At 68.9% G+C, this 24,722-nt stretch carries 25 protein-coding genes; all 25 read right to left on the reverse strand.

Going from position 1 to position 24,722, the window contains the following annotated elements; genetic code table 11:
• Position 1: 1 nt before the first annotated feature.
• Positions 2–754 (reverse strand): glycosyltransferase family 2 protein, encoded by a 753-nt coding sequence (locus tag VHP37_26960; protein HEX2830017.1) that lies wholly within the window; start codon positions 752–754, stop codon positions 2–4.
• The gene (locus VHP37_26965; GenBank protein ID HEX2830018.1) at positions 751–2,118 is read right to left on the reverse strand and encodes a hypothetical protein; all 1,368 of its coding nucleotides are present in this window, start codon (positions 2,116–2,118) and stop codon (positions 751–753) included. The genes VHP37_26960 and VHP37_26965 overlap by 4 nt, the downstream gene beginning before the upstream one ends.
• Positions 2,115–3,539 carry a surface carbohydrate biosynthesis protein gene (locus VHP37_26970; GenBank protein HEX2830019.1) on the reverse strand — a complete coding sequence of 475 codons (1,425 nt, stop codon included), beginning with the start codon at positions 3,537–3,539 and terminating at the stop codon, positions 2,115–2,117. The genes VHP37_26965 and VHP37_26970 overlap by 4 nt, the downstream gene beginning before the upstream one ends.
• Before the next feature lies 1 nt (position 3,540).
• Positions 3,541–4,305, reverse strand: a complete 765-nt coding sequence (locus VHP37_26975; protein ID HEX2830020.1) for a hypothetical protein — start codon at positions 4,303–4,305, stop codon at positions 3,541–3,543.
• Positions 4,305–5,144 (reverse strand): hypothetical protein, encoded by an 840-nt coding sequence (locus tag VHP37_26980; GenBank protein ID HEX2830021.1) that lies wholly within the window; start codon positions 5,142–5,144, stop codon positions 4,305–4,307. The genes VHP37_26975 and VHP37_26980 overlap by 1 nt, the downstream gene beginning before the upstream one ends.
• Positions 5,145–5,196: 52 nt before the next feature.
• Entirely contained in the window at positions 5,197–6,672 is a 1,476-nt protein-coding gene (locus tag VHP37_26985) for a lipopolysaccharide biosynthesis protein (GenBank protein ID HEX2830022.1), read from the reverse strand.
• 4 nt (positions 6,673–6,676) lie between these two features.
• Positions 6,677–7,561 (reverse strand): sulfotransferase, encoded by an 885-nt coding sequence (locus VHP37_26990; GenBank protein ID HEX2830023.1) that lies wholly within the window; start codon positions 7,559–7,561, stop codon positions 6,677–6,679.
• Positions 7,558–9,246, reverse strand: a complete 1,689-nt coding sequence (cysC, locus tag VHP37_26995) for an adenylyl-sulfate kinase (GenBank protein ID HEX2830024.1) — start codon at positions 9,244–9,246, stop codon at positions 7,558–7,560. Before cysC ends, VHP37_26990 begins: the two co-directional genes overlap by 4 nt.
• Complete coding sequence (gene hisH / locus VHP37_27000; protein ID HEX2830025.1) at positions 9,243–9,881, reverse strand: imidazole glycerol phosphate synthase subunit HisH; 639 nt, start codon at positions 9,879–9,881, stop codon at positions 9,243–9,245. Before hisH ends, cysC begins: the two co-directional genes overlap by 4 nt.
• The gene (locus tag VHP37_27005; GenBank protein HEX2830026.1) at positions 9,881–10,639 is read right to left on the reverse strand and encodes an imidazole glycerol phosphate synthase cyclase subunit; all 759 of its coding nucleotides are present in this window, start codon (positions 10,637–10,639) and stop codon (positions 9,881–9,883) included. Before VHP37_27005 ends, hisH begins: the two co-directional genes overlap by 1 nt.
• A 7-nt stretch (positions 10,640–10,646) precedes the next feature.
• The gene (locus VHP37_27010; protein ID HEX2830027.1) at positions 10,647–11,981 is read right to left on the reverse strand and encodes an N-acetyl sugar amidotransferase; all 1,335 of its coding nucleotides are present in this window, start codon (positions 11,979–11,981) and stop codon (positions 10,647–10,649) included.
• 98 nt (positions 11,982–12,079) lie between these two features.
• Positions 12,080–13,594: an aminotransferase class I/II-fold pyridoxal phosphate-dependent enzyme gene (locus VHP37_27015; GenBank protein ID HEX2830028.1), complete on the reverse strand. Its 1,515-nt coding sequence runs from the start codon at positions 13,592–13,594 to the stop codon at positions 12,080–12,082.
• Positions 13,581–14,213: an acetyltransferase gene (locus VHP37_27020; protein HEX2830029.1), complete on the reverse strand. Its 633-nt coding sequence runs from the start codon at positions 14,211–14,213 to the stop codon at positions 13,581–13,583. Before VHP37_27020 ends, VHP37_27015 begins: the two co-directional genes overlap by 14 nt.
• Positions 14,203–15,351 (reverse strand): UDP-N-acetylglucosamine 2-epimerase, encoded by a 1,149-nt coding sequence (gene neuC / locus VHP37_27025; protein ID HEX2830030.1) that lies wholly within the window; start codon positions 15,349–15,351, stop codon positions 14,203–14,205. Before neuC ends, VHP37_27020 begins: the two co-directional genes overlap by 11 nt.
• Positions 15,330–16,367, reverse strand: coding sequence for an N-acetylneuraminate synthase (gene neuB, locus VHP37_27030; GenBank protein ID HEX2830031.1), 1,038 nt, complete (start codon positions 16,365–16,367; stop codon positions 15,330–15,332). Before neuB ends, neuC begins: the two co-directional genes overlap by 22 nt.
• Positions 16,361–17,161 (reverse strand): SDR family oxidoreductase, encoded by an 801-nt coding sequence (locus tag VHP37_27035; protein ID HEX2830032.1) that lies wholly within the window; start codon positions 17,159–17,161, stop codon positions 16,361–16,363. Before VHP37_27035 ends, neuB begins: the two co-directional genes overlap by 7 nt.
• Positions 17,158–17,841, reverse strand: coding sequence for an acylneuraminate cytidylyltransferase family protein (locus VHP37_27040; GenBank protein ID HEX2830033.1), 684 nt, complete (start codon positions 17,839–17,841; stop codon positions 17,158–17,160). Before VHP37_27040 ends, VHP37_27035 begins: the two co-directional genes overlap by 4 nt.
• Positions 17,838–18,809, reverse strand: coding sequence for a Gfo/Idh/MocA family oxidoreductase (locus tag VHP37_27045; protein HEX2830034.1), 972 nt, complete (start codon positions 18,807–18,809; stop codon positions 17,838–17,840). Before VHP37_27045 ends, VHP37_27040 begins: the two co-directional genes overlap by 4 nt.
• Positions 18,806–19,624, reverse strand: a complete 819-nt coding sequence (locus VHP37_27050; GenBank protein HEX2830035.1) for an SDR family oxidoreductase — start codon at positions 19,622–19,624, stop codon at positions 18,806–18,808. The genes VHP37_27045 and VHP37_27050 overlap by 4 nt, the downstream gene beginning before the upstream one ends.
• Positions 19,621–20,373 carry an SDR family NAD(P)-dependent oxidoreductase gene (locus VHP37_27055; protein HEX2830036.1) on the reverse strand — a complete coding sequence of 251 codons (753 nt, stop codon included), beginning with the start codon at positions 20,371–20,373 and terminating at the stop codon, positions 19,621–19,623. Before VHP37_27055 ends, VHP37_27050 begins: the two co-directional genes overlap by 4 nt.
• Complete coding sequence (locus VHP37_27060; protein ID HEX2830037.1) at positions 20,357–21,199, reverse strand: sugar phosphate isomerase/epimerase family protein; 843 nt, start codon at positions 21,197–21,199, stop codon at positions 20,357–20,359. Before VHP37_27060 ends, VHP37_27055 begins: the two co-directional genes overlap by 17 nt.
• Positions 21,200–21,961 carry an SDR family oxidoreductase gene (locus VHP37_27065; protein HEX2830038.1) on the reverse strand — a complete coding sequence of 254 codons (762 nt, stop codon included), beginning with the start codon at positions 21,959–21,961 and terminating at the stop codon, positions 21,200–21,202.
• Entirely contained in the window at positions 21,958–22,650 is a 693-nt protein-coding gene (locus VHP37_27070; protein ID HEX2830039.1) for an acylneuraminate cytidylyltransferase family protein, read from the reverse strand. The genes VHP37_27065 and VHP37_27070 overlap by 4 nt, the downstream gene beginning before the upstream one ends.
• Positions 22,651–22,654: 4 nt before the next feature.
• Complete coding sequence (locus VHP37_27075) at positions 22,655–23,503, reverse strand: N-acetylneuraminate synthase family protein (GenBank protein ID HEX2830040.1); 849 nt, start codon at positions 23,501–23,503, stop codon at positions 22,655–22,657.
• 12 nt (positions 23,504–23,515) lie between these two features.
• A complete protein-coding gene (locus VHP37_27080; protein ID HEX2830041.1) occupies positions 23,516–24,622 on the reverse strand; it encodes an SIS domain-containing protein in 1,107 nt (368 codons plus the stop codon).
• Positions 24,623–24,722: the final 100 nt, after the last annotated feature.

Consider the following 24,722-nt stretch of genomic DNA (forward strand, 5'->3'; position numbering starts at 1 on the left):
GTCAGAAGCTGCGGTACTTGAGCAGCGCGCGGGACGCGTAGCCCGCGAACGCCCACGCCGAGCGCACGAGCGGCAGCCGCTCGACGTCGCGGTAGGTGCGCCAGACGTGCTTGGCGGAATTAGCCTTGTTGCGCGACACCGACTTCGCCAGCACGCGATAGCGCATCAGGTCCTCGTGCAGCCCTTCGGCGACGAAGCCGCGCTTGAGGATGCCGAGCCACAGCACGAAATCGTCGTAGTAGGTCTCGGTCATCGCCAGAGGGCCGGTCGCACCGCGGTCGATCAGCACCGTCGAGGTCGCGATCGCGGTGTTGCCGAGGAGGCGCGAGTACGTCATGCGATCGGGCACGCGCACCCGCTTGCCGACGCGCGCGCCGTCGTCGGAGATGCGGCGATACTCGGTGAACGTGAACGCGGCGCCGCGCTCGCGCATGAATCCGAGCTGGCGCTCGAGCTTCTGCGGCAGCCACAGGTCGTCGGCGTCGAGGAAAGCGACGTGCGGATAGCGCGCGGCGTCGAGCGCGGCCTGGCGCGCGCGCGCGGGTCCGCCGTTCACCGCCTGCTCGACGAGGCGCACGCGCGCGTCGCGCCCGGCGAGGCCGCGCACGACGGCGCGGGTGTCGTCGCGCGAGCAGTCGTCCACCACGATCATCTCCCACTCGGTGTGGGTCTGCGCCTGTACCGAAGCGACGGTCTCGGCGATGTACTTCGCCGCGTTGTAGGCCGGCGTGACGATCGAGACGCCCGGGCTCACCGCGCAGCCTCGCCGAGCGCGCGAGCGAGCGAGCCCGAGAAAGTCGCGACGTTCTCGTCCGAGACGTCGTAGAGCTCGCCGGGCAGCGACGAATCCCACACGTTCTGGAAGAACGATTCGATCGCCGCGCGATCGATCGCCGCATGGTTCGCCAGCACCTGCGTGAGCGCCGCCGGGAGCGCGTGCAGCGCGTCCACGCGCCGCGCGAGCGCGCTGTCGCGATAGAACGCGTCGCCGAGCACGAGGACCGGCTTGCCGAGCAGCAGCGCTTCGGCGCCCGACTTGGAGTTCACGGTCACGATCGCGTCGGCCTTGCCGAGCACGCGGTAGTTGTTGATGCCCGGATCGAGCAGCACCAGGTTGTCGTGGCGATCCAGAAGATCTTTCATGCGCGCGTACGGCACCGCGCCGATCAGCGCCGGATGCTCCTTGACGGCGACCTGGTGCGTGTGCGGCGTGACGCGGCACAGGTAATCGATGAGCGCGCACTGGTCGAGGTACTCGGGCGCCCGTATGGTCAGCGCGAAGTCGGCGGGCACGTGCAGCGGGTAGTAGACGCAGCGCGCGACGCTCTCCAGCGGGCGATAGGAAGGCCGCTGACGCAGGCTGTTCGCGAACATCCGCACGTGGCGGCCGACGTGACCCACGACGTGCTCGAACTCTTCGCGCTTGCCCAGGACGTACTTGTCCCACGCCTTCTGCACCAGGCGGAGCTGGTTGCGCCGGTCGGTGATCTTGCGCGACGCCTTGCGATAGTGATGCGCGTCCTTCTTCGGGATGACGACGCTCTGCTCGGCGAGCGCGCGCGCGAGATAGCCGCGCACTTCATCGCCCGCGCCTTCGGCGCCGCCGGCGACGACGGGCGCTTCGAAGCGGTTTCTGGTCATGAAGACGCGGCCCTTGAAGAACGACGTCTCCATGAAATAGCTGTCGATGCCGCGTGCGCGCGCGGCGTAGTGACCGGCGAGCACACTCGTGAAGCCGCCGAGCTCCTGCACCAGGTAGACAGGCCCCTGCGCCGACACCTCGTCGAGCACCCGCGACATCGCGTGCAGGTGCCCTTTGAGCTTGCGCATCAGCGCCGGCGTGTCGGTGAGCTCGTACGCGGCTTTCTCGTGCGAGAGCAGCAGCGCCGCGTCGCGGATGCCGTACGCCGCGAGATCGACCGCGTCGGGATCCTCCGGCTGCATCGCATAGGGGTTGTAGGCGCGGCGGCCGAGCGATCGCAGCCATTCGACGCTGCGCTCGTGGAAAGCCACATGAGCGACCGCGTAGCCCGCGCGCTCCATCGCGGCGCCGATGCGCTCGAAGAAAGCCGCCTGGTTCATCGCGAGGGACGCGAAGACGATGGTGCCGCGGCTCATCGCGCGGCCTCGAACGAGAGCTTCAGGCTCGAGAGCGGCGCGCCGGTGAGCGGATGCCGCGCACGCTCGGCGCGCAGCGCGCGCGGCGCGCCGTCGACCTGCGCGAGGCGCCGGAGCAGCCCCGAGACCTCGGACGGCGAAAACGTCTTGTGCCGGCGCGCGCGGCTCACCCTCGCGCGCAGCGCGGCGACCGCGTGCGAGCCGACCAGATGCGACGCGAGGCCCTGCGCGAGCTGGCCCCGGCTCGGCCGCGTAACGCCGCCCGCCGCAGAGCGTGCGAGCGAAGTCCGAACGCGCCTCGGGCTCTCGTTCACCGTTGCGGCGATCGCGGCCGCGGTGCGCGCGGACGCGCCGCCATCGATGACGTAGAACCAAGGCTCGATGTAGCGGGCCCGTACCGCCGCGGCGTCCCAGCGCTGCGCGCGCTCGCTCGGCGTATTCACGAGGCGGTCCAGATCGCCCTCGTCCCGCGCGTGACAGCTGATCGACGACGGAAGGCTGGCGTGGCTGCGCATGCGCTCGGTGTTGAGGTACTCGAGCGAGATCGGGGTCTTCCCGAGGAGCACGGTCTCGACCGAGCTGCCGCAGTTGAGATGCACCATGCAGTCCGCGGCGTTGAGCACATTGAGCACGTTGCCGGCGCCGTCGACGGTGACGTTCGGGATCTCGGCGTAACGGCGCTGGTACACCGTCGCGTCCTCGAACGGATGCGGGCGCACGACGATCCTGCGCTGCGGATTGCGCTTCGCCATGCCGGCGACGGCGTCGAGGTAGCGCGGAAACACCGCCCGCAGGTCCTCGAACAGCGCGAGCACGTACTCGCGCGGCCAACCGGTGCTCTGGAAGATCGCCATCTCGTCCTCGGCCGAGCGCGTGAACTGCGGGTTGATCGCCGAGAAGTTGGTGTTGACCAGGATGAATCCCCGCTCCGGGTAAGCGAGAAGGCCGCTCCACCTCGCGTGGCAGTAGTCGTAGCGCGGGCAGCCGGTGAGTTCCAGCCGCTCGTCCGGCAGCACGCCTGCTTCGGCGAACGCACCGCGCACGCGCGAGCCCCAGAACAGATAGCGGTCGAGGTTCGCGTCGAGGCCGCTCTCGCGCAGGTGCTGCGCCCAGTTCGCCGGGCTGTCGACGCCGGATTCGGAGAGCACGCCGCCTTCGGTGTCCATGACGATGACGCGCGCGCCGAGCGCACGGTAGCCGGCGAGCAGCGCGCGATTGGTGGTGCGCGCGTAGTTCACCAGCACCGCATCGGGCGCGATGAGCGGCACGTCGTATCCCTGCTGGTACATGGGCACGAGGTAGGGCTCGACGCCGAGCTTGGCGAGCTCGTGTGCGACGAGCACCAGCCCGGCGAGATCGCGCTTCGGGTTGTCGACGACGAGCGCCGCTTTAGCGTGCGCGGAACGGGAGGTGCGCGCCACGTCAGTTGATATGGTGCAGGTGCAGGTCGCCGCTCTGGTGAAACTCGGCGGTGAGCGGCTCGACCAGGTTGACGCCGTCGATGCGCGCGCCGAGCGCGCCGTGGCGCTCGAACCACGTGCGGGCGTCCGGAAAAAGCTCGTCCAGGTACACGAGCTTCGATCCCATCGGCGGCACGGCGGGCAGGCGCTCGCGGCCCAGGACGGTGCCCGCGCGGTCGTAGAGCGCGAGCGTGCCCGTCGCGTCCGCGCCGCGCGCGCAGCACGGGTTGGTGAGCACCAGGCCCACGCGCGCAAGGAGATGGCGCGCCGCGTCGAAGACGAAGAAGTAGCGGCTCTCGCCGCCCGCGGTCGCACGCACCGGCATCCACTCGTGCATGGTGTCGAGACGGCCGCGAGCGTCCTTCCAGATCACGTAGAAGCCGGTGCCGATCTCGCTCCTGATCCTGAGGCGGCCGGCGTTGATCTGCGCGAGATCGAACGCCGGCACCGCCATCGCGGCGATCATCCCCGAGCCGCGCGCGTCGGCAGCCGCCGCGCTGTATTGCACGGCTTCGCCGGTGGCGACGCGCAGCGTTTCGCCGTGCACCTGCGAACCGTCCTCGGCAAACGCGAGCACGTGCAGGTCGACCGGCGTGTCCTGTCCTGGAAAGAGCTGCTCGTAGAAATTGTGGAAGCAGAGCACGGTCTGCCCGGGCGCGCCGAGGCGGTACTGCGTCGGCAGGCTGTAGCCGGGCTTGTCCCGCATGAGCGCGTCCAGCCTGAGCATCAGATGTACGCCACCACGTTGGTGTGCGCGGGGCGCGAATGGTCGAGCGCCATGCTCGAGCGGTCGCGCGCGCGCATGACGTGCAGCGAAGCGAGCGTCGCGCCCTTGGCGCGCGTGACGGTGTAGCCGCCGCCGCTGGCGCCGAGGAACGCTTCGGCGTCGGGAAAGAGGTCTGCGATCGCGCGCTCGAGCGCGCCGTGCGGCGCGATCGTCCCGAACGGCGCCTCGAGGTATTCGTCGTGACTGCGGTGCAGCCTTATGACGGGGGCGACCGCTCGGTCGTATTCCGGTTCCGACGAGTGATTCATGAGCAGCACGCTCGGCACCGTGCCGTTATCGAAGCGCACCTGGGGATTGAGGCCCGTGAACCCGAAGTGCGCGGCGCCGTGCACCGGGTTCAGGGTGCGCGCGAAGAGCCCCGTCCTGAACCCGCAGATCGAGCGCAGGCCGACGTAGCGCACGTTGAGGCTGCCGGGCGACGAGCTCCAGAGATCGGTCCGGCCGCGGTTCGCGATCACGATGAGCAGCGCGTCCTGCGAGGCGACGCCCGATTTCGCCATCAGCTCGCCGATGTTCGCGGAAAAGAAATCGCCCACCCGCAGGCTTTTGGCGAGAGGCCACTGCGCGAGGTGCTCGCCCTCGCGACTCACCAGCACCGCGCGAAACGTCAGCGGACGCCGCAGCAGCAGGTTGTAGTAGTCGATCGCCGCGGCGAGCGGCTTTTTTTTCTTCTTGAGCGCCCAGTACAGAGGCTGGGCATAGCTCCTCACGCTCGGCGCGAACGTCGGCTGCACCGCGAAATCGAGGAAGGTCTGCGCATCGGCGAAGACCGGGACCACCGCGCGAGGCTCGTGAGGAGCCCACAGCCCTTTTGGCAGCATCGCGAGCGCGCTACCCCTGCTTCGCCCGTGCGGACGACAGCCGCGCGAGCACCGCGGCGAAGGCCGCGGCGCCGAAGCCGACGCGCGCGAGAGCGACCGCGGCGATCGCGATGATCGCGGTCTTGCCCGCGATCGAGCTCCACAGCCCCGGCCACGGCACGGTGCAGCCCAGCCAGAAAGCGGCCAGCGCGATCCCCCACATCAGCACGAGCTGGCCCAGCCTGAGCGGACGCGGATAGTAGTGCACCGACAGCGCCACCTGCGTGGTCACGCGCACCCCCGCGGCGATGACCAGCGCGGCGACCGCGCCCTGTGCGCCCCACGCGGGCACGAGCAGCGAGAGCGCGACGATCGCGGTGACGATCGACACCATCGCCACCAGCGGCCACAGCGCGGTCTTCTTGGCGAGGTCCATGCCGCGGCCCATGGCCGCGGCGATCGCCTGGATGTAATAGAGCAGCACGAAAGCAGGAACGTAGGCATAGGCGCCGGCATAGCGCGGATCGCCGAGGATGTCGATGAGGTCTTTGGCGAGCAGGGCGACGCCGAGCGCGACGACGGCAAGGACGGTGAGGTAGTACACCGCGAAGCGCGACACGATGCTCGGCGCGTCGCTGCGCTCGGCCACCACGCGGTACAGGAACGGCATCCAGGACGTCTTCATCATCACGTTGAACATGCTGAAGGCGGTTCCGAACTGGTTGCCGAGATTGTACAGGCCGATGTCGCGCAGCCCAACGTGCTTGTCCAGGAAGTAGCGGTCGAGCAGGCTGCTCAGCCCGTCGAGTATTGCGAGCGGCACGGTCGGCAGCGCGTAACGCAGCGGCTCGCGCGCGTCGGAAAGGCGGAAGGAGAGCGTCGTCTCTTTCGCCATCAGCGCGACGGCGACGATCGCCCAGACCGCGGCGTTCGCAGCCACGCCCCACAGATAGCCGGCGACACCCTGGTCGTAGACGATGACGAGCGCGATCGTGATCGCCGCCTGCGACGCGAACGACGCGACGTTGAGGATCCCGTACAGCCCGGCGCGCTCGCGCATGCGTAAGGTCGCCAGCGGGAACTGCATGAAGTTCGCGAAGAACGCGGTCGCGACCGTCGCGGCGAGATACGGGAAGAACGGCACCTGGGTGTAGATGCGGCCGAAGAGGGCGTCGCCCGCGGCGAGCAACGTCCCGCAGACGACGGCGCTCCACGCGAGCGCGATGATCCACAGCGCGGCTACGCGACGCCGCCGTTCGTTTTCGGCCCAGTCGAAATAGAAGCGCTGCACCGCATCGTAGAGGCCGAGGCTGAGGACCGGGTTCAGGAACATCTGGATCGCCGCGGCGATCCCGATGATGCCGTAGTCCTCCGGCGAGAGCCGCGTCCAGTAGATCGGCAGCAGCAGTATCCAGCCTGCGCGGGTAATGACGAGGCTGACGCCGTACACCGCGGCGTTCGAGGAGAAGCGGCCGAAGAGCTGGGCGACGCTTAAGGAGCCGTACACGGGTTCAGTCGAGCCACAGCCCGAGATCGGCGCCGGTCAGCGCCTCGACCTCTCGGATGTCGGGTGCGAGCGCGTCGAGCAGGCGCCGGCGCAGCGCGCGGTCCAGCGGCACGCGCTCCTCCGGGGTCGACTCGCGCGCGTTCGCCGCGGCGACGGCGCCGAAGACGCGCTGCCTCACGCCGTCCGGCAGGAGGCTGCCCACCATGCCGCGCAAGCCGCGGTAGCCGGGGTGGTAGAGCAGGCGCGCGAGGCCGACGCTGCGCGCCGAGCCGCCGACGTTCTCGCGTGCGGGCTCGACTTCGAGCGCCGGCAGGCCGAGCCACGACAGGAGACGGTTGAACTCCCCCGACTGGTCCTTGATGAAGCGTTCGAAGACGATCACGTACAGCTGCTCGCGCGGAAAATGCGCGAGGATCTCGCGGACCTGCGGCGCGTAACGGCTGCGGTCCAGGCAGCCGTACTCGAGCCGGGCATCCACGCTCTTGGCGATCCGCTCGTCCTCGCGCGCGCACATGTCTTCGAAGCTCTCGTCGTAGCGCGCGTAGGTCTGGCGATAGAGATACTGCGAATACGCGCGATCGACCGGATTCCTCAGCATCACCACGACGCGCGCTTCCGGTGCGCATTCGGCGATGCGCCGCATGCAGCCGTGCGCGTACATGTAGATCGGGTCGGCTTCGAAGCACATCCGTGCATCGGGCTTGTCTTCGAAGAAGTTGTCCCAGTAGTGCGCGCAGCCGCGGCCGTAGAGCTTCGGATCGACGAAGAAATCGCTTTCCTTGACCCGCGTCACCGCGACCGACGGATGCTGGGCCATCAGCGCGTGCAGGCTGGTCGTGCCCGCTTTGGCCGACCCGGGGCAGACGATGAACGGTTTACGCGCGCTCATGTCCGATCGGTCAGCTTGCGCAGGACGGCGCGCAGCTCTTCGACGCACTCGACCGGCGAGCGGCCGGTCGTCGCCACGCGGATCTCCGGATCCTCGGGCGCTTCGTACGGGCTGTCGATGCCGGTGAAGTTGACCAGCGATCCCGCACGCGCCTTGGCGTACAGGCCTTTGGGATCGCGCCGTTCGCACTCCTCCAGCGGCGTGTCGACGAACACCTCGACGAACTCGCCTTCGGCGAAGAGCGCGCGCGCCGTCGCGCGCTCGGCGCGAAACGGCGAGATGAACGAGACGATGACGACGAGGCCTGCCTCGACCATCAGCTTGGCGACTTCGCCGATGCGGCGCAGGTTCTCCACGCGGTCGGCTTCGGTGAAGCCGAGGTCGCGGTTGAGGCCGTGGCGCACGTTGTCGCCGTCCAGCAGGAAGGTGTGCAGTCCTTCGCTATGGAGCTGCTTCTCCAGCAGGTTGGCGATGGTCGACTTCCCCGAGCCGGAAAGGCCCGTGAGCCATACGCAGCGCGCGGCCTGCTGCTTCATGTCGGCGCGCGCGCTTTTGTCGACGCTCGTCCGCAGCCAGTGGATGTTCGCCGCGCGGCGCAGCAGGAAATCGATCGTGCCCGCGCCGACCGTGCGGCCGGTTTCGCGATCGATCACGATGAACGAGCCGAGGCGCTCGTTTTCCTCGTACGGCGCGAAAGCGACGGGCTCGTCGATGCCGACGTTCACCACGCCGATCTCGTCGAGCTTGAGCTGCCTCGCGGCGAGATGCGCGCCGGTGTCCACGTCGACGTGGTACTTGATGAGCGTGACCGCGCCGTCCACTTCGCGCGCGTGCAGCTTGAAGCGATAGCGGCGGCCGGCAACGAGCGCGTGCGCGTCCATCCAGATGAGCTTCGCTTCGAACTGGTCGGTGGCCGCCGCGGGCTCGGCGGCCGCGCACAGCACATCGCCGCGTGCGACGTCGATACCGTCGGCCAGCGTCACCGCAATGGATTCGCCGAAGCTCGCGGACGGCACGTCGCCGGAGCCGCGCGCGATGGATGCGACGCGCGACTGCCGGCCGCTCGGCACGACGCGAATCGGGTCGCCGACGCGCACGGTGCCCTGCGCCACGCGTCCGCGATAGCTGCGGACATCCTGTTGCCCGCGGCTCACGTCCTCCACCGGCAAGCGGAAGGCGACGCGCGCCATCGCCGGCTCCTGCACGTCGATCGTGTCGAGGTGCTCGACGAGCGCAGGGCCGGAGTACCAGGGCATCTCGGCGGCGCGCGCGGTGACGTTCGCCCCGGTCAGCGACGAAACCGGTATCGCTTTCACGCTCGCGAAGCCCACGTCGCGTGCGAATGCGCCGTACTCGCTTTCGATCCGCTCGAACGGTTCGCGGTCCCCGCCGAGCGCGTCCATCCTGTCGACCGCGAGCACGACGTGCTTCACGCCGAGTAGCGACGCGATGCGGGTTTCGCGGCGCGTCTGCGCGAGCAGGCCTTCGCGGGCGTCGACCAGGATCACCGCCACCCGCGCGGTCGGAGCGGCGGTCGCCGTGTCGCGCACGTGCTGCTCGTGCCAAGGCGTATCGACGATGAGATAACGCCGCTTGGCGTTGGAGATCAGGCGCGCGATCAGCGCTGAGCTCCCGTCGCCCGCGCTGCCGCACGCAATGAAACGAAGCGAGGTCTCGGCGCTCATGTCCGGACGAAACGCTCCAGCAGCGCGAGGCCCGCGGGGCCGCTCTTCTCGGGATGGAACTGGAAACCGTAGACGTTGCCCCGGCGCACCGCCGCGCTGATCGTGCAGCCGTCGTAATCGGCGTCGGCGAGGCGGTCTTCGCGCAGCACAGGCATCGCGGTATACGAGTGCACGAAATAGAACTCGGCGCCGTGCGGGGTCTCGGCCATCAGCGTGTCGTTCCACGCGCCTTCCCACGCCGGCTGCACCGCGCGCCAGCCGACGTGCGGGATCTTGTGCGGTTTGCCGTCCGCGCCTTGCTTCGGTATCGCCCGCACCGCGCCTTTCAACAACCCCAGGCCTTCGTGCCGTCCGAACTCTTCGCTCTCCTCGAACAGCATCTGCATGCCGAGGCAGATGCCCAGCAGCGGCTGTCCGGTCTTCGCGTAAGCGCGCAGCGCTTCGACCAGCCCGCGCCTGCCGAGCTCGGCCATGCCGTCCCTGAACGCGCCCACACCGGGCAGCACCAGAAGCTCCGCGGCGCGCACGTCATCGGGATTCTCGGTGAGCGCGGGCTCCGCACCGACGTGTTCCAGCGCGCGGCAGACGCTGTGCAGGTTGCCCATGCCATAGTCGATGACGGTGACCGCCGACATCACGCCCTCACCGTGATGCCGGCTTCGCGCGCCCGCGCGCGAATGTCTTTCAGCGCGTGGCGCCTGTAGTGCAGCACGTCGGCCATCGCGACCGCATCCGCGCCGCCGCGCAGCACCACGTCGACGAGATCGTCGGGCCTGCCCATGCCCCCGCTCGCGATCACCGGCACCGACACGCGCGGCGAGACCGCCTGGACGAGCTCGACGTCGAAGCCCTTGCGCGTGCCTTCGCGGTCGACCGAGGTGAGCAGGATCTCGCCCGCGCCCAGGTCCTGGCCGCGCTGCGCCCACTCGACCACGTCGAGCCCGGTCTTCTCGCGGCCGTTGTCGGTGTACGCCTCCCACGCGCCGTCGCGCACGCGCTTGGCTTCGATCGACAGCACCACGCACTGCGCGCCGAAGCGCTGCGCGAGCTCGGTGACGAGCTCGGGCCGCGCGACCGCGGCGGTGTTCACCGCGACCTTGTCGGCGCCCGCGCGCAAGAGCGTCTTGGCGTCGTCGACCGAGCGTACGCCGCCGCCGACGGTGAGCGGCACGAAGATGTGCCGCGCGGCCGACCGCACGATGTCGGTGAGATTGTTGCGGCCGTAGAGGCTCGCGACGGTGTCCATGTAGATGAGCTCGTCGGCGCCTTCCTCGTAATAGCGCCGAGCGTACTCCTCGGGCGAGCCGACGACGCGCAAGCCTTCGAGGTGCACGCCTTTGATGAGGTTGGGGCCCTTGATGTCGAGCCGCGCGATCAACCGTGCCGACGGCATGGATGCGTCAGGCGGCGGTCTCGTGCCACACCGCGTGCCGCAGGCGCCACGTGCCGTCGTCGTCGCGGCGCCACAGGTGCGGCGAGCGGAAGCGGTCGGCGAGCGCGTCGAAGTACGCGCGGTTCATGATCGGCTGCTCGAACATCTTCGAGGCCTGCGGGAACTCGGTCTCGGGCAGCGAGAGATAGCGGAAGATCTCCTCGGCGAAGCGCTCCGGCCATTCGCCGTCGAAGCGACGCACCAGCGCGACGCCTTCGTCGCGGGTGATGTCGCGCGAGCGGATCTCCTGCGCGGCGTCGTACGTGGCGCGGCCGATGCCGAACTTGATGTGCGTGGTGTAGTAGTGGAAGTCGTCGATGCGGTCGTCGATGCTGTTGTACTTGCTGTAGGTGCCCGGCGTGCGCTCGGGCGACGCCTGGAAGCCGCCGTGCTCCACCGAGTAGTAGTAGCAGCTCTGAGGGTGCCACTTGAGGTAATAGCCGAGGTAGTGCACCTCGACCTTTTTCTTCTCCAGCTCCGCGGGATCGGCGGGCATGTAGGCGATGAGGTCGTTCTCGTCCACGCCGTAATGCGCGGTCAGGTCGGCGACCGAAGTGCCGCCGAAGAAGACCTTGGACTTGTCCGCGGCGGAGAAGTACGAGAAGTCGCGTTTCGCGCTCGTCGTATCGGCGATCGGGTTGCCGTATTCCGCTTCGTTCTCGCCGAAGAACACCAGCGGGATGTTGAAGGTGAGCGCGAGCTTGGGTGCCAAGTTCTTCTGCCCGAGGATGAACGGCTGGAAGGGGTGCAGCAGGTTCTCGACCGCGAGGCGCGTCAGCAGCCGATGCACGCGCCCGTTCGGCGTGAAGAGGATGTTGTCGAAGCCCGCGTTGATCCACGCCTGGTGGTTCTTCCAGCCCCACTCGGTGTAGACGTGCGGCGCCCACGTCACCGTGAGCGGGTGCATGCCGTACTGGTACTTGAGCACGTGCGCCGCGTAGAAGCTGTCCTTGCCGCCCGAACCCGGCACGACGCAGTCGTACTGGCCGTCGTGGCGGCGATAGCGGTCGCACAGCGCGCAGAGCCGCTTCTCGCGCTCGGTCCAGTCGATCTGCTCGTGCTTCTGCTCGGCGAGCCGGCACGCATCGCACACGCCGTTCTCGTCGAAGTTGATCGTCGACTTCTTGCTCTCGGCGGTATGGGCGAACTCGACCGCCGAATTGGGACGCTGGTTCGAGATGACGCACTTCTTACAGAAGCGCACGTCGCGCGGCAGGCCGTACTTGGTCGGCAGCTCGGCGTCGTTGGAACGCGTGTACGGCTCGTACTCGATGGGACCGGGACGCGGATGGATGAGGCTCACGCGTGTTCGACTCCGTGGCGGGGGGACGGCGGGGGAAGAAAGTTCACTGCAAACAATGGATTATACCAAGCCGGGGTCTGACCCCGGCCTTTTTGGGGTCAAACCCCGGTTTTTCGCGCCGCGCGCTGATGCCGCGCTTCGGCTTCGAACAGCCTGCGGATCGCATCCACGATGCGCTGCTGCTGCGCGGGCGTGAGGTTCGATCCCGACGGCAGGCAGACGCCGGTCGAAAAGGCCTCGTCCGCAAAGCTCCGGCCGTCCTCGTGCGGGTAGTATCCGCACCCCGCGAACAGCGGCTGCAGGTGCAGCGGCTTCCACACGTGCCGCGCTTCGATCCCTTCCGCGGCGAGCTTGCCGATGAACGACGACGGGGTCAGCGCGGTCGCGCGCGGGTCGAGCGTGCACACCGACAGCCAGCGCGTGCTCGTGCCGAACTCGGGCTCGGGCATCCAGCCGAGCGCGTCCACGTCGCGCAAACCCTGGACGTAACCTTCGAACACCGCGCGCCGCTTCCGGATCCGGTCGTCGAGCACCTTGAGCTGGCCGCGGCCGATGCCCGCCAGGACGTTGCTCATGCGGTAGTTGTAGCCGACCGCGCTGTGCTGGTACCACGCGGCGGGGTCGCGCGCCTGGGTCGACAGGAACTTGGCGCGCTCGATCGCCTCGCCGTCGCTCGACACCAGCATGCCGCCGCCGGAGGTGGTGATGATCTTGTTGCCGTTGAACGAGTAGATGCCGAAGCGCCCGAAGGTGCCGCTGTGGCGTCCCTTGTACGTCGCGCCCAGCGATTCGGCCGCGTCCTCGACCAGCGCGACGCCGTAGCGGTCGCACAGCTTCGCGATCGGGTCGATGTCCGCGTTCTGGCCGTAGAGATTGGTGACGACGACCGCCTTGGGCAATCGCCCGTCGCGCTCGGCGTCGGCGAGCGCCCGTTCCAGTGCGGGCGGCGACATGTTCCAGCTTCCCGGCTCCGAATCGATGAAGACCGGCGCTGCGCCCTGGTAGAGGATCGGGTTCGCGCTCGCGACGAACGTCAGCGACGAGCAGAAGACGACGTCGTCACGGCCCACGCCGAGCATCACCAGCGCGAGATGGATCGCGGCGGTGCCCGACGAGAGCGCCGCCGCGTGCCCGACACCGACGTATTCCGCGAGCTCGCGCTCGAACGCGTCGACGTTGGGTCCCAGTGGCGCGACCCAGTTGGTGCGGAAGGCCTCCTCGACGTACTCCATCTCGAGCTCGCCGAGGTGCGGCGTCGAGAGCAGGATCTTGGCGTCGAGCTCGCGGCGGAAGAGCACGCGCACCGGCCGCCCGGCGGCGTCGACGACCGGAAGCTCGTCGACCTCGCCCTGGTTCATCGCCTCGAGCGCCTGCACGTCGTCGGCATCGTCCGGCACGACGATCGGTTGCCGCTGCGGCAGCAGCGCAAGCGTCGCCTGCAGGTCGTGGCCGGCGAGGATGAGGCGGCGCAGATCGCCGTCGGTGACGGTGCGCAGGAGCCTGCCCCCGTCGTCGACGAGGAGCAGCAGCCCCAGCGCGCTGCGCTGGAGCTGCTCGAAGGCGTCGCGCACCGAGGCCGAGCCTTTTATCAGGAGATCGTTAACGTCGCTCATTCAGGTCTTTCGCGGGTATGCCCGCGAGCTTCGCACCGTCGGCCACGTCGCGCGTGACCACGGCGCCCGCGCCGATCACCGCAGCGTCGCCGATGCGCACGCCGGGCAGCACCACCGCGCCGCTCCCGAGCAGACAGCCCGCACCGATCGTGACCTCGCCGCCGAGCACCACGCCCGGCGCGATGTGGCACCAGTCGCCGACCACACAGTCGTGATCCACGATCGCGAGATGATTGACGATCGCGCCCGCGCCGACGCGCGCGTCCGGCGCGATCACCGCGCCCGCCGCGACGAACGCGCCGCGGTCGATCCTCGCACCGGCTGCGACGATCCCGCGCGGGTGCACGATCGTCACGAGCCCGCACCCCGCGCGCTCGAGCTCCAGCGCGATGCGCGCACGCGTCGGATTATCGCCGATGGAGACGTGGCACGACGCCCCGCGTGCGTCGAAGCCCGCGATCGGCGTGCGCACCGCAAGGCCGAGAAAGTCCGCGCCTTCCTTAGCAACGTCGTCGTCGCGAACCTCCACGGCCGCGTCCGGATGTACCAATCGGAACGCGTCGAGCGCGACTTTGCCCTGTCCGCCCGCGCCCATCAGGAAGAGGCGCTCAATACGCATTGGTCTTCGCGAGCAGTGAGACGTCGAGCGGCAGCGTCGCCAGCAGCTTCACGATGCGCTCGGACGCGTGGCCGTCGCCGTAGACGTTGACGTAATCGCGGCGTCCGCGCTTCAGCGCTTCGGCGAGACCGCCGGCGATCGCGACGCGTTCGGCGGGCACGTCGATGACGTTGCCCGATCGCTCGCGCCCGCTTTGCCGCGAGCCGACGTTCACCACCGGCAGTCCGAGGCTCGCCGCTTCGATGATGCCGGAGCTCGAGTTGCCGACCATGACGTCGGCGGCGGCCATCCACGACGCATACGCCTCGCGCACGAGGTGCATCTCGAGGCGCACGTCGTCGCGCCCTCGATAGCTGTCCAGCACCGCCCGCACCGCGGGCGAGCCCGCGTCGCTGTTCGGCATCAGCGCGAGGCACTGCAGCCCGCGGCCGAGCGCCGCTTCGACGACGTCGCGCACCTGCGCACCGGCGTCGTCCGCCTCCTGCACCACCGGATGGAACACCACGAGCGCGATCGGCTTCGCGGGATCGAAGCCGTTTTTCGCGCAAAGCTCGGCACGGCCGGACGTCGCGCTCTCGGCGATGCCGTCGAGCCCCGGCGCGCCGGTGACGAAGACGTTCGCCGCGCGCTCGCCCATCTTCACCAGGCGCTCGCGCGCGCCCGCGGTCGCGACGAAGTGGTAGTGCGCGAGCTTGGAGATCGCGTGGCGGACCGGCTCGTCGATCGTGCCCGAGCGCTCGCCGCCGTGCACGTGGATCACCGGTTTCATGAGGTGCATCGCCGCGACCGCGCCAGCGAGCATCTCGCCGCGGTCGCCGAGGACGAGCACCGCGTCGGGATCTTCCGCGGCGACGGCGTCGGTAAAGCCGACGATCTCGTGACCGATCGCGCGCGCCATCTCGGCGCCGGTGCCTTCCTCGAGGCGCGCCGGAACGCGCGCAGCGATGCGCAAGCCGCTCGCTTCGATGTCTTCGACGGTGCAGCCGTAGGTGCGCGACAGGTGCATGCCGGTGGCCAAGACCGACACGTCGATCTCGCCGCTCGCCTGCGCGAGGGCGAGCGTGCGCCGCATCAGCCCGAAATCGGCGCGCGTTCCGCTGACGTAGGCGACGCGCCTCACGGCAGCACGTCGCTCCATGCGAGCAGCGTCCCCGCTTCGAGCGCGCGCGCGGCGCTGCGCCCGACGACGCTGCGCATCTCGCGCGGCGGTATACCGGTGCCGGGCCTGAGCAGCGTGAGATGGTCGCGCGCGATCGTCTCGCCCTTGGCGAGCGGCCTGGCGAGCGCGACGCTGCGCCTGACCAGATCGCGCACCGGAAGCTCGGACGCGGTCGGCGCCTTGTCGGGCGAGCCCATCGCGGCGCCGACCGTGCGTATCCCTTCGACCATCGCGGCGAACTCGTCCGGTGCCAGCGAAGCGCGATGGTCCGGACCCGGCAGCGACTTGTCGAGCGTGAGATGCTTCTCGACCACCGCCGCGCCGAGCGCCGCGGCGGCGATCGCGACCGCGACCCCTTCGGTGTGATCGGAATAGCCGACCGGCACGTCGAGCGTGCGCATCATGGTGGTCATCGCGGCAAGGTTCACGTCCCACGGCTTGGCCGGGTAGTTCGACGTGCAGTGGAGCAGCGTCAGGGCATCGGTCTTAGCGGCGAGCGCGCCGTCGCCCCACACCGCGCGCACCGCGGCGATCGCTTCGCGCGCTTCGTCCAGCGTCGCCATGCCGGTCGAGACGATGAGCGGAACCTCGAGCGCCGCGAGCGCTTCGAGGAAAGGCAGGCTCGTCAGATCCCCCGACCCGACCTTGATGCGTGCGACGCCGAGCCTCGCCAGCATGTGCGCCGACTCGACGTCGAACGGCGTCGACATGAACTCGATGCCGCGCTCCCCGCAGCGCCGGATGAGATCGGGATACGCATCGTCCGGAAGCTCCAGCGCGCGCAGCATCTCGAGCTGATCGGCCGCGCCGCAATTCTCGGCCTGGTATTCCGCCGTCGGGGTGCCGCGTGCGACGAGGCGCTCGGGCTTGAACGTCTGGAACTTGACCGCGTCCGCCCCGGCCTGCGCCGCCGCATCGACGAGCTGCAGCGCGAGCTCGGCCGAGCCGTTGTGGTTCACGCCCGCTTCGGCGATGACGAAGCAGCGGCTCACCATACCGAGAGACCGCCGTCGACGACGATGTTCTGGCCGGTCACGTAGGACGCGGCGCGCGAGGCGAGAAAGACGACCGCGCCGCTGATCTCGTCGCCTTCCGCCATGCGCCCGAAAGGGACTCGCGCGCTGTAGCGAGCGACGAAGGTTTCGTTCTGGCCGCTGAAGACGCCGCCGGGCGAGACCGCGTTCACGCGCACTTTCGCGTGGCCCCAGTACGCCGAGAGGTATTGCGTGAGGCCCCACAGCGCCGCCTTGCTCACGCTGTAGACGGCGGGCGTGTTGATCGGGCGGCCTTCGTACATCGAGCCTTCGTAGATGCGCTGGTCGGGCGCGACCACGCCGTAGATCGACAGGATGTTGACGATGCTGCCGCCGCCGCGCTTCGCCATCCCGCCGCCGAACTCCTGCGCGGCATACATGGCGCCGGTGACGTTGGTGCGCATGACTTCGTCCCAGTCGCCGGCCTTGAACTCCTCGAAAGGATCGAAGAAGCCGTCGGTCTTGGTGGCGGCGGCGTTGATCAGCACTGTGGCGGCGCCGAGCGCGCCTTCGATCTCGCGCCGCGCATCGCGCAGCGCGTCGCGGCTGCCCACGTCGGTGGCGAGCCCCAGCGCTTTCACGCCGTGCGCGCGCGCGACATCGTTCGCGACTGCCTGCGCCTTGGCCGCCTCGCGGTCGAGCACCGCGACGCTCGCGCCGCGGCGCGCGAGCGCATCGGCGAAGCGCGATCCGAGGATGCCTCCGCCGCCGGTCAGCACGGCCACTTCACCGGTGAGATCGAATTCGTCTTTCATCGCCTGTTTTGCATCAGAAGCTCGACCAGCCTGAAATCGATCTCCGAATCGATATCGATCGAGCGCTCGCGCGGCATCACGTGCAGCCTGGTGCGGCCGTTCCAGAGGCCGCGGCACAGCGTGTGCCGGTGCCACACGTAGATCGACGCGTTCATCGAGTACACCTTGGGCGCCGCCTGCCGCCCGGCGATCTCGCTCGCCGGCGGTTTGACGAGCCCGACGCTGCCGTCCGGACGCCGCTCGACCATGTTGAAGTACGGATTCTTGTCCGATTCGTACGCGGTGATCACGACGTCGGTCGCGTCGTCCAGCAGCTCGATGCACGCATCGATGTCGGCGAGATCGCGCAGCGGCGACGTCGGATCGAGGTCGACGATGCGGTCGACGCGCTCGCCGGCTCTCTCCACCTCGCCCACGAGGTGCTCGATCACCGGGATCTTGGGCGCGGTGGCGGTCGCCAACGCCGCAGGCCGCAGGAAAGGCACGGCCGCACCGGCGGTTCTCGCCACCTCGGCGATCGCTTCCGAATCGGTCGAGACGTACACCGCGTCGAGGCGCCGGCTCTCGAGCGCCTGCTCGATGGTGTGGACGATGAGGGGCTTGCCGCACAGCGCGCGGATGTTCTTGCCCGGCACGCCCTGCGAGCCGCCGCGCGCGCAGATCGTCGCGATCGTCCTCATCTCTGCGCCGAGGCTTTCGCGCGCAGCGCGAGCTCGGCCGATTTCAGGCCGTCTTCGAGCGGCTGCGACGTCGGGGCGCCCGCGCCCACGCACTGCAGGAACTCGCGCATCGCCGAGACGTAGGTCTCGGCCATGTCGTAAGCGCCGGGACCGCAATCGTGCGCGCTGCGGCCGCCGGGACCGGCGTGCGTGAGAAGCTTCGCATGCAAATCCCACGTGAGCGTGCCTTTCTCGCCGACGAGCTCGTAACGCCGCACCGGTGCGCGCGCGACGTAGTCGAGACCGACCATCACCAGAGGGCCGTGCGTGCGCGCGCGCAGGAGCACGCACGCCGAATCCTCGGCCTGCACTTCGAGCGAGGAGAGCTTGCCGGTCATCGCCGCGACCTCGTCGAACTCGCCGAACAGCCAGCGCGACTGGTCGAGTTCGTGCACGAGATCGAGCACGACGCCGCCGCCGGTCGCCGACGCCCCGTAGCCGGTGCGGTAATCGCGCTCCGGCCGCCAGTCGGGCAGCCAGGCGCCCGCCTGCAGCACCGCGCGCACCACGGTGCCGATCGCGCCTTCGCGCAGGAGAGCGCGCAAGCGCTGCAACGACGCCAGGTAGCGCATGTTGCAGCCGGCGAGCGTCACCGGCGCGCGGCCGAGCTTCGCGATCTCGGCGCGCACCCGCTCGAGCTGGCCGAAATCGGTCACCGCGGGCTTTTCGACGTAACACGGCACACCCGCCTGCAGGAGCGCGACGATGTGCTCCGCATGGCGGTGCGATTCGCTGGCGACCACCGCGAAATCGGGTTTGGCGGCCAGCGCTCGCGCGAGGTCGCGCTCGACGCGCATGCGGTTGGTGCGCAGGTCCCCGCGGCGCGTCACGATCGTGAGATCGAGGCCCGGTGCGATCGCGAGCAGGTTGTCCGCGTGCCGCGCGCCGATCGATCCGTAGCCGATCACGATGCCCGACGTTACGGTCACCAGGCGCTCCTTCCGCCGTCCATCACGATGTTCTGTCCTGTCATGTAGCTCGACGCATCGGAGCACAGGAACTGCACCGCGGCGCGGTATTCGTCGGCGCGCGCCATGCGCCCGAGCGGTATCAGGTTGGACAGCTTCGCGACGAATTCGTCGGGCTGATCGTTGTACACGCCGCCCGGCGAGAGCGCGTTGGCGCGCACGCCCTGCTCGTGCCAGTACGTGGCGAGGTAGCGCGTGAGCCCGAGCAACCCGCTCTTGATCACCGAGTACGTGACCGGCTTCACCGGCTGCCGCTCTTCGGGCAAGCCCGGCTTGCGGTAAATGCGCTGGTCGGGCGCGAACACCGCGAGGTCGGACGCGATGTTGAGGATGACGCCGCCGCCGTTCCCCGCCATGCACGCGCCGAACACCTGGCTGCAGATGAACGCGCCGGTGAGACCGACGTCGACCTGGAAACGCCATTGCTCGAGCGCGAAGTTCTCCAGCCGCGAGGCTTCGATCAAGCCTTCGCCGCCGACCTTGGGATCGATCGCGGCGTTGTTGACGAGCACGTGTACCGTGCCGATGCGCGCCAATGCGGTGCGCGCCGACTCGACGCTCGTCACGTCGAGCGCGACGCCGAGCGCGCATTCGCGCGCCATTTCCTCGTTGATGCGCGACGCCTCGCGCGTCGCCGCGGCTTCGTTCAGGTCGGCGATCGCGACGCGTGCGCCGATCTCGGCGAGCGCGCGCGCATGTTGCACGCCGAGCAGGCCCGCGCCGCCGGTGACGATCGCGGTCTTGCCCGTGAGGTCGAATGCTTTCGGCACGCTCACGAGCGCACCTGTCCGCCGTCGACGACGAAGACCGCTCCGGTGGTGAACGCCGAACGCTTCGATACGAGGAACGCGGTCATGTCCGCGATCTCCTCGGGCGTGCCGAGCCGCCGCAGCGCGACCTCGCGCTCGAGCATGCCCTGCACCGCCGCGCCGTCGTCGGTGAGCTTCTTTTCCCACACCGAGCCGGGGAAGACGATGTTGCCCGGGGCGACCGCGTTGATGCGCACGTTCGATCTTCCCAGCTCGCGCGCGGCGCCGCGCACGTAACTCATCAGCGCCGACTTCGCCGCCGAGTACGCGAGCGGGCAGCCGAGCGCTTCGAGGCCGCAGATCGACGAGATGCAGACGATCGCGCCGCCGTTCGCGCCGAGCAGCGGCTTCGCGGCGGCGATCGCGTTCGTCGCGGAAAAGAGATTGATCGACAGCATGCGCTGCCACTCGGCGGGGTCTTCCTGGCCCGGCGGCACCGAGGCGCCGCTGCCGACGTTGCACACCAGCACGTCGAGGCGGCCGAGCGAGCGCTCGACCTCCTTGACGAGCTTCGCGCACGCTTTAGCGTCGCTCACGTCGGCGGCGACGGCCGCGGCCGCGCCGATCTCGCGCTGCGCTTCGTGCAGTCCGTCTTCGCTGCGGCCGTTCACGACCACCTGCGCGCCTTCGCGCACGAGACGCTGCGCGATCGCTCGCCCGATGCCGCGCGTCGAGCCGGTGACGAGCGCAACGCGCCCTTCAAGTCCGAGATCCACTCGCCTCCCACCAGGTTTCGGTCATGTCGCGATAGCGCGCGAGCGCTTCGGCGTGTTTGCCGTCGGCCGCGCGCGCCGTCTGGAGCACGAAATCTCCGCGGTAGCCCGCGCGGCGCAGTCCCGCAAACACGCGCTCGAACCGCGCAGAGCCCGTGCCGAGCGGCACCGTCGTCCCGCCGCGAACGCGGTCTTTCACGTGGACGTGCGTGACGCGCTCGCCGTACGCCCCGATCTCCTCGTCCGGATCGAAGCCGAGCGAAGCGCTGTTGCCGATGTCGTAATTGATACCGAAGACGTCGGCGGGAAAGGTCGAGATGAATTGCGCGAGGCGCTCGGGTCCGAAATCGGATTCGAACGCGATGCGCACGTTCTTGCCGCGCAGCCGCGGCTCGACGTGGGCGAGTCCCTCGCGCAGCGCCGCTTCGTGCGCGGCGGTCTCGAGGCTGCCGTTGTCCACGAGCGGAAAAACGATGAGCTTCGCGCCGACCGCGGCGGTCGCATCGATCACCGCGGTGAAGTCGTCCATGAGCGCCGCGCGCACAGGCCCATCGGCCTTGTAGAACGGCGCCTGCATGAAGCAGTCGCCGGTCACCGATTCCACGCGGAGTCCCGTCCTGCGTGTAAGCTCCGCGATGCGCGCGCGGCCTGCGCTCGTCAGCAGAGGGTTCTCACGCAGCCGCTCCTGGTCGAGCGTCCACTCCATCAGCGGGATGCCGATCGCCTGCGCCGCGTCGAACTCTCCTTCCCAGTGCCGCCACGGAAACGCCTGGATCCTGCCGTCGACCATCGGCGAGAGGCGGCCCTGCATGAAGCCGATGCGCGCCATCTACAGTCCCTTGGCGGTCCAGCCGCCGTCGACGAACAGATCGATCCCGGTTACATAGCTCGCGGCGGGCGAAGCGAGATACACCGCCGCCCCGCCGACCTCGTGCGGCTCGCCGTAGCGCGGGATCATCATGCGCGCGCAGCGCTCGGCGTTCTTCTCGGGATCGGCATAGCTCGCTTCGGTCATCGCCGTGCGGATATAGCCCGGCGCGATGTTGTTGACGCGGATATCGCTCGCCGCGAGATCGAGCGCCAGCGCCTTGGTCAGCATGCGCAAACCGCCTTTCGCCGCGACGTAGCCCGGATTGTCGGGGAACCCCAGCACCGAGTTGATGCTGGTCACGTTGATGATGCAGCCGCCGCCGGCACGCTTCAGGTGCGGGATCGCGGCCGCGCAGCAGCGGTAGACCGCACGCAGGTTGCCGTCGAGCGTGAGGTCGAACGCCGCGAAAGCGGCAATCGGGTCATCCGTCTGCGCCGCGGGCAGCGTGATGCCCGCCGCGTTCACGAGGATGTCGAGCCTGCCGTGCTCCTTCGCAAACGCGTCGCAGGCTCGGGCGAACGCATCGTCGTGGCGCACGTCGCACTGCGCGTAGGACACCCCTTCGATCGCGTGTGCGGGCGCGTTACGCCCCACGGCGAGGACGCGCGCGCCCGCGCCGTCCAGCGCCTCGGCGATCGCCGCGCCGATGCCGCGCGTGCCGCCGGTGACGATCGCCGCCTTGCCGGCGAGCGAGAAGAGGCGCTCGAGGTAGTCGCTCACATCCGGTCCAGCCCGTAGCCGCGCATGATCGCTTCGCACAGCGCGACGTCGCCGGCGTTGTCGATCTGGAACATCTTATGCCTGTCCATGACGTGCATGCCGATCTTCCCGCCGAGCCGGTTGTTCTCCCCGCGCAGGACGCGCGGCGGAAACACGTAGAACGACCCGTTCTCCAGGTAGCGCTTCTCGATCGCCTGCCGCCGCTTGCGGGTGCGGTAGTCGTAGTTGACCGATTCCGGTCCGGCGTCGCCTGCACGCCACATGAAGAAGTCTTCGACCTCGACGACCGTCAGCAGCGAATCGAGCTTGTCGTGCTTCACTTTGCGCAGCGCATCGGCGATGTCGCTCGGCTCCCGGATCGGGGAGGTCGCCTGCATGCCGACGATCCAGTCGACTTGCACGCCCTGGCCTTCGATCGCGTCGAGCGCGTGCAGCCACGCCGATTCCGATGTCGCGGTGTCCCCGGAGATGTCCGGCGGGCGCCTGATCGGCCGCGCGCCGTATTTCTCGGCGACGGCGAGGATCTCGTCGCCGTCGGAGCTCACCCAGACGCTGTCGACACCTTCCGCTTCGATCGCCTGGCGGATCGACCACGCGATCAGCGGATGGCCGCAGACCGGCGCGAGGTTCTTGGCGGGGATGCCTTTGGAGCCCGCGCGTGCCGGTATGATCGCCGCGGTTACGCCCACCGCTCTACGGGTTGCTCGACTGCCACGGCACGTGGCTGCGCAGCTTGACCGCGATCGGCACTTCCTTCTGCTGCATGTCGATGCCGCCGTCGCCCAGGGCTTTTTCGGTGGTGCGCACCGCGCGCACCAGCCGCCGGAAACCGTCGGGCTCGACCGAGGCCGCCTGGTCCGAGCCGTACATCGCGCGGTCCAGCGTGATGTGGCGCTCGAGCGAGGTCACGCCGAGCGCGGCCGCCGCGATCGACACCGTCAGGCCGACCTCGTGCCCGCTGTAGCCGACGTTCACCTTGTAGCGGTCGCGCAGCGTATTGATGCGCGAGAGGTTCGCGTCGCTGTCGTTCATCGGGTAGGTCGACACGCAGTGCATGAGCTCGAACGGGCAGCCCGCCTGCTTGAAGATCTCGACCGCGCGGTCGATCTCCTTGGCGGTGCTCATGCCGGTCGAGATGAAGGTGTGGCGCTTCTCCGACGCGACTTCTTTCAGCAGGTCTTCGTACACGATCATCGCCGAGGCGACCTTGTTGTACGGCAGGTCGAACTTGCGCAGGAACTTCTGGCTGTCGATGTCCCACGCGGAAGCGAACCACGCGATCTTCTTCTCTTTGCAGTAGCGGTCGATCTCGGCGTAGTCGTCGGCGTCGAACTCCAGCCCTTCCTTCTGCTCGCGCTGGGTCTTGCCCCACGGGCTCTCGCGCGGCGAATCGAGCATTTCTTTCGTATAGACCTTGTCGATCGTGCGCTTCTGGAACTTGACCGCGTTCGCGCCGGCGTCGGCGGCGACGTCGATCAGTTGCTTGGCGATCCCGAGGTCCCCGTTGTGGTTGATGCCGATCTCGGCGATGATGAATATCAAGTGCTGCCTCCCTCAGGCTTTCGCGGCGTCGAGCAGGTCGTCGACGAGGCCGCATACGATGTGTCCGAGCGTGATGTGAATTTCCTGGATGCGCGCGGTGTGCTTCGAAGGCACGACGATCGAGCGGCACATCGCCGCGATCCTGCCGCCGCCCTTGCCGAGCAGCGCCCACGTCGTCACGCCCATTCCTTCCGCCGCGCGTATCGCCTCGACGAGGTTGCCCGAGTTGCCGCTCGTCGAGATCGGGATAAAGACGTCGCCGCGCTTCGCCACCGCCTGCAGCTCGCGCACGAAGATGTCGTCGAAGCGGTAGTCGTTGCCGATCGCGGTCACGGTCGAGCTGTTCGTCCCCAGCGCGACGCCGGCGAGCGGCGAGCGCTCGCGCATGAAGCGGCCGACGAACTCCGCGGCGAGGTGCTGCGCATCGGCGAAGCTGCCGCCGTTGCCGGCGAAGATCACCTTGCCGCCGCCCCGGATCGCACGCGCGATGGCGTGCGCAAGCTCGCACAGCGAGGACAGCAGGGCGTCGTCGCGCATCAGCGTCTCGCGTAAGCGAATCGCGTCGGCGAATTCGGCGCGCACGTGCTCGACGAGGTTCGCGTCGATCCTGGCCGCGGCGGCAGGCGCCGGCTGGACACCGTCGGCGAGCAGCTTGTCGGCGAGCTCGCGGATCACGCCCGCACCGCCTTTGGCGCCGACGACGAGCTTCGCGATCGACCGGATGGAAGCGTGGCCGTCCGCCGGACTCACGGGATAACCGGTGAGGCACATCGCCGCCAGATCGTTCACGTCGTTGCCGACGTAGAGCACGCGCTTAACGTCGTAACCGTGGGTCGTGCAGAACTGCGCCAGCGCCTGCGCCTTGTCCTCGCACGCCTGGATGACGTCGAGGCCGAGCTTCTTCGCGCGCGCGGCGACCACCTCGTTGACTTCGGTGCTGATGATGAGCTGGGGAACGCCGACCTGTCTCAACATCCCGACGGCGAGGCCGTCCGAACGGTTGCACGACACCGCTTCCTCACCGCCCTGCGAGACGTACACGCGGTTGTCCGTCATGACGCCGTCGAAGTCGTAGACGATGAGGTCGAGGTCCCTCACGCTGATTTGCGTCGTGGACATGGGGGATACGGACAAAGCGGCGTAGGTTACCTTGTTTGACCGGGGCTTTCCACCGGGAGCGCCCTGCAAAAGCCGCTCCGGTAGCGACCGGCGCGGCGCG

The organism is Burkholderiales bacterium (assembly GCA_036262035.1).
GTDB lineage: Bacteria > Pseudomonadota > Gammaproteobacteria > Burkholderiales > SG8-41 > JAQGMV01.